Annotated in this window: 10 protein-coding genes and 1 pseudogene; 4 read left to right on the top strand and 7 right to left on the bottom strand. The window is 61.6% G+C overall.

The window, feature by feature from the left end:
* Window positions 1-44 precede the first annotated feature (44 nt).
* The 7 genes and pseudogenes from JMV15_RS28775 to gap form a co-directional block, all read right to left on the bottom strand.
* Window positions 45-1,184, bottom strand: a pseudogene (locus JMV15_RS28775) (PDC sensor domain-containing protein); the annotation flags it as partial.
* 279 nt (window positions 1,185-1,463) lie between these two features.
* Complete coding sequence (locus JMV15_RS20055) at window positions 1,464-1,865, bottom strand: YbaN family protein (protein WP_014719757.1); 402 nt, start codon at window positions 1,863-1,865, stop codon at window positions 1,464-1,466.
* A gap of 169 nt (window positions 1,866-2,034) precedes the next feature.
* Entirely contained in the window at window positions 2,035-2,643 is a 609-nt protein-coding gene (locus JMV15_RS20050; RefSeq protein ID WP_014719756.1) for a biliverdin-producing heme oxygenase, read from the bottom strand.
* A gap of 137 nt (window positions 2,644-2,780) precedes the next feature.
* Window positions 2,781-5,345, bottom strand: a complete 2,565-nt coding sequence (locus JMV15_RS20045) for a TonB-dependent receptor (protein WP_038451383.1) — start codon at window positions 5,343-5,345, stop codon at window positions 2,781-2,783.
* 115 nt (window positions 5,346-5,460) lie between these two features.
* Window positions 5,461-6,429, bottom strand: coding sequence for a FecR family protein (locus tag JMV15_RS20040; RefSeq protein WP_038451381.1), 969 nt, complete (start codon window positions 6,427-6,429; stop codon window positions 5,461-5,463).
* A gap of 74 nt (window positions 6,430-6,503) precedes the next feature.
* Window positions 6,504-7,022, bottom strand: a complete 519-nt coding sequence (locus tag JMV15_RS20035; RefSeq protein ID WP_003193922.1) for an RNA polymerase sigma factor — start codon at window positions 7,020-7,022, stop codon at window positions 6,504-6,506.
* A gap of 195 nt (window positions 7,023-7,217) precedes the next feature.
* Window positions 7,218-8,219 (bottom strand): type I glyceraldehyde-3-phosphate dehydrogenase, encoded by a 1,002-nt coding sequence (gap, locus tag JMV15_RS20030; protein WP_003193921.1) that lies wholly within the window; start codon window positions 8,217-8,219, stop codon window positions 7,218-7,220.
* Window positions 8,220-8,440: 221 nt separating this feature from the next.
* On the opposite strand from gap, the gene edd reads away from it, so the two are divergent.
* The 4 genes from edd to JMV15_RS20010 all read left to right on the top strand — a co-directional run bounded on the left by edd (window position 8,441) and on the right by JMV15_RS20010 (window position 13,552).
* The gene (gene edd / locus JMV15_RS20025; protein ID WP_014719752.1) at window positions 8,441-10,267 is read left to right on the top strand and encodes a phosphogluconate dehydratase; all 1,827 of its coding nucleotides are present in this window, start codon (window positions 8,441-8,443) and stop codon (window positions 10,265-10,267) included.
* Window positions 10,264-11,220: a glucokinase gene (locus JMV15_RS20020; RefSeq protein WP_038451375.1), complete on the top strand. Its 957-nt coding sequence runs from the start codon at window positions 10,264-10,266 to the stop codon at window positions 11,218-11,220. Before edd ends, JMV15_RS20020 begins: the two co-directional genes overlap by 4 nt.
* A gap of 138 nt (window positions 11,221-11,358) precedes the next feature.
* Window positions 11,359-12,093 (top strand): response regulator, encoded by a 735-nt coding sequence (locus tag JMV15_RS20015; protein WP_003193918.1) that lies wholly within the window; start codon window positions 11,359-11,361, stop codon window positions 12,091-12,093.
* Window positions 12,083-13,552: an ATP-binding protein gene (locus JMV15_RS20010; RefSeq protein WP_014719750.1), complete on the top strand. Its 1,470-nt coding sequence runs from the start codon at window positions 12,083-12,085 to the stop codon at window positions 13,550-13,552. Before JMV15_RS20015 ends, JMV15_RS20010 begins: the two co-directional genes overlap by 11 nt.
* Window positions 13,553-13,587 lie beyond the last annotated feature (35 nt).

Below are 13,587 nucleotides of genomic sequence, written 5' to 3'. Positions count from 1 at the left end.
GTGATGCTTTGCTTGATCTGCGCAATGGTCGGCTGCAGCTTGTCGAGGAAGCGGTTGAACCAGTTCACCAGCTCGCCCAGTTCGTCCTTCTTGGCGTAGGCCAGGCGCTGGGTGAGGTCGCCGTCACCGCTGGCGATGTCCTTGAGCATGGCGGCCACGCTATTGATAGGGCGGGTCACGCCAGTAGCGGTCAGCCAGATCAACAGCAAGCCCAGCAGGCCAGCGGCGGCGGCCACCAGCAGGGCTTTTAGCGTGCCTGTTGCCTGGGCCTCGTCGAGTACGGCTTGCAGTTTTTCGTTGTCGGCCAGCATCACCGCTTTGGGCAGCTTGATCACCACGCCCCAGGATTTGGCACCGGCAATCGGCTTGAGCGGGTACACGGCACGAATGGTGTCGTCCTGCTCACGGATCACCGGACGGTCATTGGCCAGCAGTTGCACGATCTCCTTGCCTTCGGCGCCGATGCTGTCGATCAGGTTCTTGCCGACTTTGGCTGGTTCACCGCTGTAGGCGGCGATCAGGCCGGTGCTGGACAGAATCTCCAGGTGGGCGGCACCGTTGAACAGGTCTTTCTGCGCAGCATCGGTGGTCGCTTGCAGGGCGGTGAGGGCGATGTCCACGCCGACGACACCGATGACTTTGCCGTCGACGATCAGCGGCAGGGAAATGGTAGTCATCAGTACCGGTTTGCCGGCCACCGTGTCTTCGTACGGGTCCAGCAGGCACGTACTGCGCGTGTCCCGTGGGCAGGTGTACCAGATGTTGTAGGGCGTGCCGCTGAGGTTGAGGGTGGTCTTGGTCAGGTCATCTTCGACCATGATGGTGTTCTGGCCTTCGCCGCCAGCACGACTCCAGTAGCTGGAAAACCGGCCTTTTTCATTGGAGACGCGTGCCTTGTCGTCGATGAATTCGCTGTCCTTGCCATCCAGCCCGTTGGGTTCGAACGACAACCAGATGCCCAGCACTTTGGTGTTGCGCTCGAACGCGGTTTTGACGCTGCGGTTGAGCTCTTCACGCAGGGCCCCGGCTTCAAGGGCGCGTTGGGTGCCCAACTGACGCAGGTCTTTGATCTGGTCGGCCAGGGCTGTGACCACCAGCAGGTTTTCGCCGAAGGTCTGCTGCAAGTGGCCGGCCTGTTCGGCCGCTTTGGATTGCAGCAACTGCTCCACGCTGGCGGTGAGCATTCGTGAGCTTGAATCACTGACCAACCGATCGTTCTGGTTGGTGTTGTAGATATTGATGCCGACCACCAGTGCAATCACACCCAGCAGGCACAGGCCGGACAGCAACACGATTTTCAAGCGGATGGAGAGGGTGTCGAACATAGGTTCACTCACGAATGGACTTGTTGGAATGCACGCAGAAGAGCCAAGTCCATTCGGCGCCGTACCTGAAACATCGGCGTCACAAATCAATTCATGAGAAATAGGCGATGAGCGGTAGGAAAATGCCTACACCGGCCGTTATACGGGGCGTGCGAGCTGCTCGGGGCGGGACCAGATCCACAGGTTGCCCAGGCTCATCCCGGCAATCGCCAGGTACACCGGCCAGCCGTGATCGAGCATCACCAGCATCAGCACGGCGCACAGCAACATGCTCACCGTGGCGCTGACCTTGGCGCGGCGGGCGATGATCTTGCCATTGCGCCAGTTGGACAGGATCGGCCCGAACAGGCGATGGTTTTCCAGCCAGGCGCTGAGGCGCGGCGAGCTTTTGGTGGCGGCCCAGGCGGCGAGCAAGATGAATTCGGTGGTGGGCAACCCCGGTATGACAATCGCCACCAAGCCGATCCCCAGGCTCACGTAGGCCAGCAGGCCAAAGAGGACTTGGGCGATTTTGGAGGAGGATTGGGGTTTGCCGGTCATGCTGCAGTTTTCTGGTGGGAAGGTTTACACATTATCAGCCATGAAATGCACCCAAGTGTGGGAGCTGGCTTGCCTGCGATGGCGGTGTATCAGGTTAAATATCTGGAGCTGACCCACCGCCATCGCAGGCAAGCCAGCTCCCACATTGAACCGCTGATTACCAGAACACTTACGCCAGTTCTGGGGCGCTAGCGTACGCCTGTTCCAGCAACACGGTGAAGCGCACAAACGCATCAATCGCGCCTTTTTCCACGGCAGCTTCTTCTTCGGCACTGAATGCCAGGCCGTCGAGGGTGCGGGTGAAGCTTTTCCAGCCTTCGGCGCGACCACCGGCCGGCTCGCCCAGGTGGCGGGCACCGAAGGTTTCGCTCAGGCCCAGGCCCACGGCGCGCTTGATCAGGAACGCAGCGCCCAGCTTGGAGCCTTCGGAGACGAACAGCCAGCCCAAAGCTTCGGCTTTGCTGGGGTTATTCACCGCACCGGCAACCGGGGCCGGGATTTCGGTGTCCAGGTCTGCCAGGTCGAGCTTGGCCGCTTCGGCGCGGCAGCGGGCGGCCAGGTCAGGGATGATCTGGTTCAACTCGGCATCGTTGTACAAGGCCACCAGTTCCGATTGGAACAGGTACTGGGCCACCACGAAACGGGCGAAGTTGGCTTGGGTTTCGAACGGCGCGTGAGCTTTCACCAAGGCGTCGAGCTTGGTGTGCGGCGCGTTGGTGATCTGGTTCAGGCGTTGGGAGCGCAGGCTTGGGCGTTCTGCGGTGGAAGAAGCGGTCATGAAAAAAGTCCTTGAGAAGAGAAGCGCCTGGGCGCCCTGAAGAGAGCTGTTATCAACTAGACGAACAAGAAGACGCGGCACAGTAAAAAATCCTCACCTCGCCGCGGCTGCAAGGGCGGCGAGGTGAGGCGGATGGGTCAGATGTCCCAGATCACGTTGATCGCAAAGTTGCGACCGGGCTGGGTCAGGCGGTCGAGGTTGGCCGGGCCGGTCACACCGGCTTCGCCGACGCTGTCGTAGCTGCGCACGTCATCCCAGTTCCAGTACTTCTTGTCGGTGAGGTTGTAGAGGCCGCCGTTGACGGTCACGTCTTTGCTCACCTTGTAGTAAGCGGTCAGGTCGAGGATGCCGAAGCCCGGGGTCTTGAACGGGCCGTCGGTGCCGCCGTCGGGCGCGTGGAAGGTGGTGCTGTCGACGCGGTTCTGTTTTTTCACCACGGTCCAGCTCACCAGGCCACCGTAGTTGTCCTGGTCGTAGCCCAGGCCAAACACGCCCTTGAGCGGGTTGACGCTGTTCAGCGGTTCGCCATTGTCGTCGTTGCGACCATAGGTGTAGGCAACCGAGCCTTGGGTATACAGGCCCTTCGGCGCGCCGAAAGTATCCAGGTTCAGGCGGCCCTTGGCTTCCACGCCCTTGATGGTGGCGCGCTTGATGTTGACGGCCTGGAACTGCTCCACGGTGCCGCCGACCACGGCGCTGTCTTCGTCGATAAAGTCACGGTACTTGTTGTAGTACACCGCAATATCGAAGGAGCCTTCGTCGAATTTGCCACGAATCCCGGTTTCGATGCCTTTGCTGGTTTCCGGCTTGAGGTCGGGGTTGGGGGCGACGGTGTAGCCGATATCGAGGTTTTCGAAGCGACCGTACAGGGCCTTGGCGGACGGCGTGCGGAAGCCCTCGGCGTATTGGCCGAACCAGGTGTAGTTGTCGGTCAGGGCATAGGTAAGGCCAAACTTGGGCGTGACGCGGTTCCAGGTCTTGTCTTTGCCATCAACCGCATATTCACCGGTGGGGTTGACGGTGCTGAGGAACTCCTGGGTCAGCTTGGGCTTGAGCCGGGTGTAGTCATAACGCACGGCGGGCAGGAAGGTCCATTTGTCCCAAGTGATCTGGTCCTGGGCGAACAGCGAGTAGGTATTGATGGTCGGGTCGGGGAAGTCGCTGGCCTTCTTCACGCTGTCGCCGGGTGACGGGCTGGGCGCGCCGATGGCGGTGCAGCCGGCGCCAATGGCCAGGCACGAGGCCGAGCCTTCGCGTGAGCCGGTGACTTTCTGCTGCTTGAGGGTGGTGCCGTAGGTCACTTGGTGGTCGGTTTCGCCGAGGCTGAATGCTTTGTCCAGTTGCGCGTCGAAGACCCACTGTTTTTCTTCGTAAAGGGTGTCGCGGGTACGCAAGACGCGACGGCCGGCCTGGTAGATTTCGGCGGTGGTCTGGTCGGTCTTGGCGATCTGGTAGTTGAGGCTGGTCTTGATGCGGTCGGCAATCGGCGACTCCAGGGCGAAGGTGTTTTCCAGGCCGAAGCGCTCGCGGGTAATGGTGTCGTTACCGCGACGGTCGCGGTACAGGTTCATGCCCCGACCACCGATGAACGGGCCGCCCACTGCGTTTTTCAGATTGACGTCGCGGTCATCCTTGAACTTCTCGTAGGTCAGGCCCAGGCGGTTGTCATCGCCATAGTTCCAGCCCAGCTTGGCCAGCACGTTGGTGGTGCGCGCATCTTCCGGGTTGGCGCCGGTACGGGCCAGGCCGGTGGCGTTGTTGCCATCGTAGGATTCGGTTTCGTGGCCATTGCGCTGGCTCAGGTGCAGCAAACCGTCGAAGTCTTGCACACGCCCGGCGAAGGTGCCGGAGGTCAGCCAGCTCTCGTCGGCGGAGCTGTAGCCGGTCTTCAGGCGGGCACCGACGTCCTGGCCTGGCTTGATGATGTCATCCGGGTCGAGGGTGAAATAACTCACCGCGCCGCCGATGGCGCTGCTGCCGTACAGGGCCGAGGCCGGGCCGCGCAGGATCTCCACGCGCTTGACGATTTCCGGGTCGACGTAATTGCGGCGGGTCTTGGCGTAAGGGCCGTTGAAGAAATTGTCCGGCACTTCGACGCCATCCACCTGGGTGAGGACGCGGTCGCCGTCGATACCGCGAATGTTGTAGCCCCCGTTACCCGAGCGCGTACCGGCGCCGCCTACGGAGACGCCGGGTTCGTAGCGCACCAGTTCACGGATGTTGTTGACGTGCTGGCGGTCCAGTTCTGCGCGGTCGTGCACGCTGACGGTGCTCGGTACACTGTTCACATCCTGTTCATTGCGGGTGGCGCTGATGGTCACCTGTTGCAGGGCGAGGGCGCTGCCGGCGCTACGTTTTTCCAGCACGATGTTGTTGGTGCCCAGTTTGCGATAGCTCAGGTTGGTCCCCACCAACAGCCGCTCGAGGGCTTTTTCCGCTGGCAGCGGGCCGCGCACGCCAGGGGACGACACGCCCTGGCCCAGTTCGGCCGGCAGGCCGACTTGCCAGCCGGTCACTGCGGTGAAGGCGTTGAGTGCCGACACCAGTGGCTGCTGTTCGATGCTGAACGTGTAGTTGGCGTGGCTGCGAGCGGCAGGTTCCGCTGCGGTGGCGCTCATGACGGGCGCACCAGCCAGCAGGATCGCGGCGGTCAGCAAGGACAAAACGGGCGAAGCAGACCGGCGGTTGAAACGAGAGGACATCGAGAGCGCTCCGGGATACGAATCTTATAGTTGCGAACCGAACCAAATAGGAATCAGTTGCATTGGCTATAACGAGACGTATCGCCGGTTAACATCGAGTAAAAATAATTCTCATTTAGTTCAGGATCACCAGCGCCGGGTACTCCGACAGCTTGGCCGAGGTGATGTGAGCCAGAGAGCGCACCACGTCCAGGGGCTGGTCGAGGCGGTAGTTGCCGGTGACGGCGACGCTGGCCAACTGCTCGTTGTTGTTGACGATCCAGCCGGGGTAATAGCGGCGCAGCTCAGCCAGCACTTCGCTCAGCGGGCAGTTTTCGAATACCAGCCGGCCCTGCACCCAGGCCAGATCCTTGCTGGGGTCGAGCTTGGCCGGTTGGCCGAAACCCTTGGGGCCGATGCGGATGCTTTCACCGGCGCTCAGGCGCACGCGGGCATCGTCGAACGTGTTGCTCAGGTCGACATCGCCGCGCTGCACTTGAACCTGGGCTTCGCCATTGAGGTAGCGCACGGCAAAGGCGGTGTCGCGCACGCTGGCGCGCACCGGGCCCGCGTCGATCTCCAGCGGCAGGCCACGGGTGGGTGCTATTTCAAAGTACGCTTCGCCCTGGTAGAGGCGGGCAATGCGCTGGTGGTCCTTGATGGTGCTGGAAAACGCCGAATTGGTGTTCAGCAGCACCTTGGAGCCATCGTCCAGTTGCAGGCGCTGGCGCTCGCCCACCACCGTCAGATGGTCGGCCTGCAAACGCACCGGCAGGTTGCTGAAACTGAACAGGCCGACCAGTAACACGGCGGCGGTGGTCAGGGGTTTCCAGTGCGGTCTGATCCGGCGCCAGCCGCTGGGCTTGCGCGGTGCGGCGAGGGCCACGGCGGCGCTGTGTACCGGCGCGTCACCCCAGGCGGCCTGGGCCTTGCTGAAGGCGTGGACATGCGCCGGGTCCTGGGCCAGCCAGGCGTCGAACGCGGCCTGCTGCCCAGGTTGCGGGCACTGCAAGGCGATCAGCCAATCGAGGGCTTGGTCCATGGCCGCGTCTTGCAACACCTCATGAGCCAACGCATGGGGGCGCAGTTTATTCGGGTCCGTCACGGTGTTCCTCGGGTCTTCGCCACGTTTTATTCATTTTTCCTACAGCTTGGATCGACACCTCTGTCGGGTGAAGCTTAAGGCTGATCCAGCCGTTCGGCCACACCCACACAGATAGCCATGATCAATTTGAGTTCCTTTTGCACCGTGCTCAAGGACACGCCCAATTGATCGGCAATCTCTTGGTAGCTGCAACCGTGCAGGCGGCTGAGGATGAAAATCCGCTGCTGGCGGGCGCTCAACTGGCCGAGGCTGACACTCAGGTGCTCCAGCAGCTGCTCTGCCTGGGTAGCTTCCTCCGGCGTGCTGGCCGGCGCGGCGACGCTTTGCAGGACATCCAGTGGGACATCCTCCTGCAGGGTACGCGCCTGAATCCTGCGCGAACGCAAGTGATCCAGCGCCAGGTTGCGGGCTGTCTGGTAGACAAAGGGTTCAAGGTGGTCGATTGGCCGCTCGCTCAGGGCCCGAGTCACGCGCAGGTAGGTTTCCTGCAACAGGTCCTCGGCAGTGCTGTGGTTATGCACCATGCGTTGCAGAGTTCGTAGCAGGATCACCCGTTGGGTGAGGAAGACGTGGTTGAAGCGAGATTGGCTCACAGTGATACCAGACCGATTTGCAGTGAATGATAATGCTTATCATCAACTGAAATGGCAAGTGGCTATTTCTGTGGATTGCCGCTCGTTCCCATGCTCTGCGTGGGAACACATCCTGTGACGCTCCGCGTCACAACGGAGCGTCCAGGGTGGCATTCCCACGCAGAGCGTGGGAACGATCTGGTCGATCTTGTGGAGTTACTCGGCGTTACACAACGCCAGGCAGTTATCCAGCATACGGTTGGAGAAGCCCCACTCGTTGTCATACCACGCGAGCACTTTGAGCAATTTGCCGCTGACCTTGGTGTGATTAGCGTCGAAGATCGACGACAGCGGGTTATGGTTGAAGTCGCTGGAAACCAGCGGCAGGGTGTTGTAGCCGAGGATCTTCGAATGCTGGCTGGCGTGTTTGAGCAGGGCGTTGACTTCATCGGCCGTGGCTTCTTTCTTCAACTGCACGGTGAGGTCCACCAGCGACACGTTGATCACCGGTACACGCACCGCCATGCCGGTCAGCTTGCCTGCCAGTTCCGGCAGCACCAGGCCCACCGCTTCAGCGGCGCCGGTCTTGCTCGGGATCATGTTCTGGGTGGCCGAACGCGCGCGGTACGGGTCGGTGTGGTACACGTCGGTGAGGTTCTGGTCGTTGGTGTAGGCGTGAATAGTGGTCATCAGCCCGCTTTCGATGCCCAGCTCGCGATGCAGCACCTGGGCGACCGGCGCCAGGCAGTTGGTGGTGCACGATGCGTTGGAAATGATCTGGTGGGATTGACGCAAAATGTCATGGTTTACCCCGTAGACCACAGTCGCGTCCGCGCCTTTGGCCGGGGCGGAGATGATCACCTTGCGCGCGCCAGCGCTAATATGCGCGGCAGCTTTGTCACGGTCGGTGAACAGGCCGGTGCATTCGAACACCACGTCAATCTTGTGCGCAGCCCACGGCAGGTCGGCGGGGTTGCGAATGGCACTCACGGCAATCCGGTCACCATTGACGGTCAGGCTTTCCTGATCGTGGGCAACCTCTGCGTCGAAAGTGCCGTGTACGGTGTCGTACTTGAGCAGATGGGCATTGATCGAACTGTCGCCCAAATCGTTGATGGCGACGATCTGCAGATCCTGGCGATAGCCTTGGGTATACAGTGCGCGCAGGACATTACGGCCGATACGGCCAAAACCATTGATTGCGATTCGAAGAGTCATCGGAAAGTGCCTGTCGTCGATTTGTTGTAAGAATTACAAGATTATTCGCATAAAAATAGAAAACAAGCCTTTTTAGTGGCAATATTTTGTTCAATCTACAACGAGTGACCTGAATCAACTGGTCCGATGATCCAAACGACCCCCTGCCATCCCATGAGCCGTGGGCGTTTGATCAGCATAGACTCTCAGGTCGCCACATCCGTTAGCCTGGAGTTCTATACATGCATCCCCGCGTTCTTGAGGTCACCGAACGGCTTATCGCCCGCAGCCGCGCCACCCGCGAGGCTTACCTTGCGCTCATTCGCGGCGCAGCCAGCGACGGTCCGATGCGCGGCAAGCTGCAATGCGCCAACTTCGCCCACGGCGTGGCCGGTTGCGGCACCGAAGACAAAAACAGCCTGCGCATGATGAATGCCGCCAACGTGGCAATTGTTTCTTCTTATAACGACATGCTCTCGGCGCATCAGCCCTACGAGCATTTCCCCGAACAGATCAAAAAGGCCCTGCGCGAAGTCGGCTCGGTCGGTCAGTTCGCCGGCGGCACCCCCGCCATGTGCGACGGCGTGACCCAGGGCGAGCCGGGCATGGAACTGAGCCTGCTCAGCCGTGAAGTCATTGCCATGTCCACGGCGGTAGCGCTGTCCCACAACATGTTCGACGCCGCGCTGATGCTGGGCATCTGCGACAAGATTGTTCCTGGCCTGATGATGGGCGCGCTGCGCTACGGCCACCTGCCGATGATTTTCGTGCCAGGCGGGCCGATGCCCTCGGGTATCTCCAACAAGCAGAAGGCCGATGTGCGCCAGCGCTATGCCGAAGGCAAGGCCAGCCGCGAAGAACTGCTGGAATCGGAGATGAAGTCCTACCACAGCCCCGGCACCTGCACTTTCTACGGCACCGCCAACACCAACCAGTTGCTGATGGAAGTCATGGGCCTGCACTTGCCCGGCGCTTCGTTCGTCAACCCGTACACGCCGCTGCGGGATGCGTTGACCCGTGAAGCTGCGCACCAGGTCACGCGTTTGACCAAGGCCAATGGCAACTTCACGCCGATTGGCGAGATTGTCGACGAGAAGTCCATCGTCAACTCCATCGTTGCGCTCAACGCCACTGGCGGCTCCACCAACCACACCCTGCACATGCCGGCCATTGCCATGTCGGCAGGCATCATCCTGACCTGGCAGGACATGGCCGACCTTTCCGAGGTGGTGCCGACCCTGTCCCACGTGTATCCAAATGGCAAGGCTGACATCAACCACTTCCAGGCGGCGGGCGGTATGTCGTTCCTGATCCGCGAACTGCTGGAAGCCGGCCTGCTCCACGAAGACGTCAACACCGTGGCCGGCAAGGGCCTGAGCCGCTATATCCAGGAACCTTTCCTGGTGGATGGCGAACTGGTCTGGCGCGACGGCCCGATCGAAAGCCTCGACGAAACCATCCTGCGCCCGGTGGCCCGTGCGTTCTCGCCGGAAGGCGGCTTGCGCGTGATGGAAGGCAACCTTGGCCGTGGCGTGATGAAGGTTTCGGCGGTAGCGCCGGAGCATCAGGTTGTCGAAGCGCCCGCGGTGGTGTTCCAGGACCAGCAGGACCTGGCCGATGCCTTCAAGGCTGGCCTGTTGGAAAAAGACTTTGTCGCGGTGATGCGCTTCCAGGGGCCGCGCTCCAACGGCATGCCGGAACTGCACAAGATGACCCCGTTCCTGGGCGTGTTGCAGGACCGTGGTTTCAAGGTGGCGCTGGTGACAGATGGGCGAATGTCCGGCGCGTCGGGTAAGATCCCTGCCGCGATCCACGTCAACCCCGAAGCCCAGAGCGGCGGGCCGCTGGCGCGGGTCCAGGATGGCGATATCATCCGTGTGGATGGCGTTACCGGCACCCTGGAGCTTAAGGTGGACGCCGAAGTATTTGCAGCGCGCACGCCTGCCACGGGCCTGTTGGGCAATAACGTGGGAGCCGGTCGCGAGCTGTTTGCATTCATGCGCTTGGCCGCAAGCTCCGCAGAGCAGGGCGCCAGCGCCTTTACCTCTGCCTTGGAGACGCTTAAGTGAAGCTTGCGCTGGTCGGTGACATCGGGGGGACTAACGCCCGTTTTGCGTTATGGCGGGATCAGGAACTGCATTCGATCCGCGTGCATGCCACGGCGGATCACGGCAGCCCTGAAGAGGCGATCAAGGTCTATCTCAAAGAGGAAGGCCTGGAAATCGGCGACATCGGTGCGGTGTGCCTGTCGGTGGCCGGGCCGGTGAGTGGCGATGAATTCAAGTTCACCAACAACCACTGGCGCCTGAGCAAAACCGCGTTTTGCAAGGCCCTGCAGGTGGATGAACTGTTGCTGGTCAACGACTTCTCGGCCATGGCCCTGGGCATGACCCGGCTCAAGCCCGACGAATTCCGCGTGGTCTGCGAAGGCACGCCGGAGCCCTTGCGCCCGGCCGTGGTGATCGGCCCAGGTACGGGTCTTGGTGTCGGCACCTTGCTGGACCTCGGCGCAGGCCGTTGGGCAGCATTGCCGGGGGAGGGTGGGCATGTCGACCTGCCCCTGAGCAGCCCACGGGAAACCCAGCTGTGGCAACACATCTACAGCGAGATCGGGCATGTCAGCGCCGAAACCGCGTTAAGCGGCGGCGGCCTGCCGCGGCTGTACCGGGCGATTTGTGCGGTGGATGGGCACGAGCCGGTGCTCGACACCCCCGAAGCCATCACGGCGGCGGGCCTGGCCGGCGATCCGGTGGCGATGGAAGTATTGGACCAGTTCAGCATCTGGCTGGGCCGGGTGGCGGGCAATAACGTCTTGACCACCGGTGGACGCGGTGGCGTGTACATCGTGGGTGGGGTGATACCGAGGTTTGCCGACTTCTTTATCGCCAGTGGTTTCGCTAAAAGCTTCGCGGATAAAGGCTGCATGAGCGACTACTTCAAAGGTATTCCAGTGTGGTTGGTGACGGCGCCGTATTCCGGGCTGACTGGGGCGGGTGTGGCGCTTGAGCAAGCTTTTGCATAGGTCATAATGGCGCCATCGCAGGCAAGCCAGCTCCCACAGTCTGGAATGCATTCCAAGTGTGGGAGCTGGCTTGCCTGCGATGACGGCCTAAAGCGCACCCGATGATTTAAGCCAGGCCATAACAACAAGGAGGCCCCCGTGAGCGTAATCAGTAAATCCATTCTCCTCGTCGACGACGACCAGGAAATCCGCGAATTGCTGCAAACCTACCTCAGTCGCGCCGGCTTCCAGGTCCGTGGCGTGTCCGACGGTGCGGGGTTCCGCCAGGCAATGAACGAGGCGCCGTGCGACCTGGTCATCCTCGATGTCATGTTGCCAGACGAAGACGGCTTCAGCCTGTGCCGCTGGATTCGCCAGCACCCGCGCCAGGCGCAGGTGCCGATCATCATGCTCACCGCCAGTTCCGACGAAGCCGACCGCGTGATCGGCCTGGAGCTGGGCGCCGATGACTATATCGGCAAGCCGTTCAGCCCCCGCGAGTTGCAGGCGCGTATCAAGGCACTGCTGCGCCGCTGCCAATTCGGCCAGGAGCGCAGCAGCGGCGGTGATGTGTGGGTGTTCGATGAATGGCGCCTGGATATGATCAGCCACCGCTTGTTTCATGTGGATGGTGAAGAGGTGATCCTCTCCGGTGCCGACTTCGCCTTGCTCAAGTTGTTTCTCGACCACCCGCAACAGATCCTCGACCGCGACACCATCGGCAACGCCACCCGTGGCCGCGACCTCATGCCCTTGGACCGTATCGTCGACATGGCCGTCAGCCGCTTGCGCCAGCGCCTGCGCGACACCGAGAAACCTCCGCGGCTGATCCGCACCGTGCGCGGCAGCGGCTATCAACTGGCAGCCAGCGTGGTTGCCGGCAATGCCCACTGAAGCGCTGAACGAACGCCGTCGCCGCTTCCCGGTACCCCGCTCGCTGCTGGGGCGCATGTTACTGCTGACCTTACTGGCGGTGCTGTTCGCCCAGGCGCTGTCCAGCGTGATTTGGGTGTCGCAATTGCGCGCCACCCAGCTTGAGGGCTTGGTCACCAGCGCCCGCAGCCTAGCGCATTCAATGACTGCCAGCGTGAGTTACTTCCGGTCGCTGCCGGTGGCCTATCGCCCGTTGGTGCTGGACCAATTGCGCAGCATGGGCGGCACGCGTTTTGTGGTGACCCTCAATGATCGCCCGCTGGACATGCAGCTATTGCCCGAAACCCCACGCAAGCAGGCGGTGCTGGTGGCAGTGGATGAAGTGCTGCGCCAGACCCTGGGTGCCGACGTGCATATCTCGGTGGAGTTCGTCAGCGCCGAAGACCTGCGCATCTTCAATGCCGGCCTGAAGCTCGACGAACTGCCACGCTCCTGGGCCCATTACGCGTTGACCCTGGAGCCGGTGAACCCGCCGGTGCTGGTCACCCAGATCCAACTGGCACCCGGTGAATGGCTGTACATCGCCTCGCTATTGCCCGAGCCCTACACCAGCCTGGAAGAGCAAGGCCTGCCGTCCCAGCAGGTGTGGTTCATCGTGCTCACCAGCGGTTTTCTGCTGCTGTTCATCGGCCTGCTGGTGCACTGGCAAAGCCGACCGCTCAAGCGCCTGGCGCGAGCGGCGCGGGACATGTCCCTGGGCGCCGATGTGGAGCCGGTGGCTGAAGGCGGCGGCAGTGAAGTGGTGGAAGTGGGCCGTGCGTTCAATGCCATGCGTGAACGCATCAGCCGTTACCTGACCGAGCGCAGCCAGTTGTTCAGCGCGATTTCCCATGACCTGCGCACACCCATCACCCGCCTGCGCCTGCGCGTGGAATTGCTGGAGGACGAGAACCTGCAAAACAAATTCGGCCGTGACCTGGATGAACTGGAATTGCTGGTCAAGGGCGCGTTGCAATGCGTGAAAGACACCGACATCCACGAAAACATCCAGCCGGTGGACCTCAACCACGTCCTCGAATGCCTGGTGGAGCCATACCTGGCCCCCCATGGCAATGGCCGAGTGACCCTCGATGGCGCGGCGCTGTCAGCCTACCCAGGCAAGCCGCTGGCGCTCAAGCGTTGCATCGGCAACCTGATCGACAACGCGCTGAAGTACGGGCAGAACGCGCATTTGCATATCGAGGACGATGGCGCGCAGTTCATTCTGCATGTGGATGACGAGGGGCCTGGTGTGCCGCAGCAGCGGCTGGAACAGGTATTTGAACCGCACTTTCGACTGGCCGGCCAGCAGCAGGGTTACGGGCTGGGGTTGGGCATTGCGCGCAATATTGCCCATAGCCATGGGGGCGAAGTGAGTTTGCAGAACCTGCGCGAAGGCGGCCTGCGCGTCACCCTGCAACTACCAAGAACCTTGGACTAACAAACACCTGAGATCAAATGTGGGAGCTGGCTTGC

Source organism: Pseudomonas paracarnis, from assembly GCF_904063055.1.
Taxonomy (GTDB): Bacteria; Pseudomonadota; Gammaproteobacteria; order Pseudomonadales; family Pseudomonadaceae; genus Aquipseudomonas; species Aquipseudomonas paracarnis.
Note: the sequence above shows the minus strand (reverse complement) of the source record. Positions and strands in the feature narration are given on the sequence as shown.

Coding starts and splice junctions, on each gene's coding strand:
- JMV15_RS20010 (WP_014719750.1), top strand. CDS start 12,083: ATGCCCACTGAAGCGCTGAACGAACGCCGTCGCCGCTTCCCGGTACCC.
- JMV15_RS20050 (WP_014719756.1), bottom strand. CDS start 2,643: ATGACCGCTTCTTCCACCGCAGAACGCCCAAGCCTGCGCTCCCAACGC.
- edd (WP_014719752.1), top strand. CDS start 8,441: ATGCATCCCCGCGTTCTTGAGGTCACCGAACGGCTTATCGCCCGCAGC.
- gap (WP_003193921.1), bottom strand. CDS start 8,219: ATGACTCTTCGAATCGCAATCAATGGTTTTGGCCGTATCGGCCGTAAT.
- JMV15_RS20055 (WP_014719757.1), bottom strand. CDS start 1,865: ATGACCGGCAAACCCCAATCCTCCTCCAAAATCGCCCAAGTCCTCTTT.
- JMV15_RS20045 (WP_038451383.1), bottom strand. CDS start 5,345: ATGTCCTCTCGTTTCAACCGCCGGTCTGCTTCGCCCGTTTTGTCCTTG.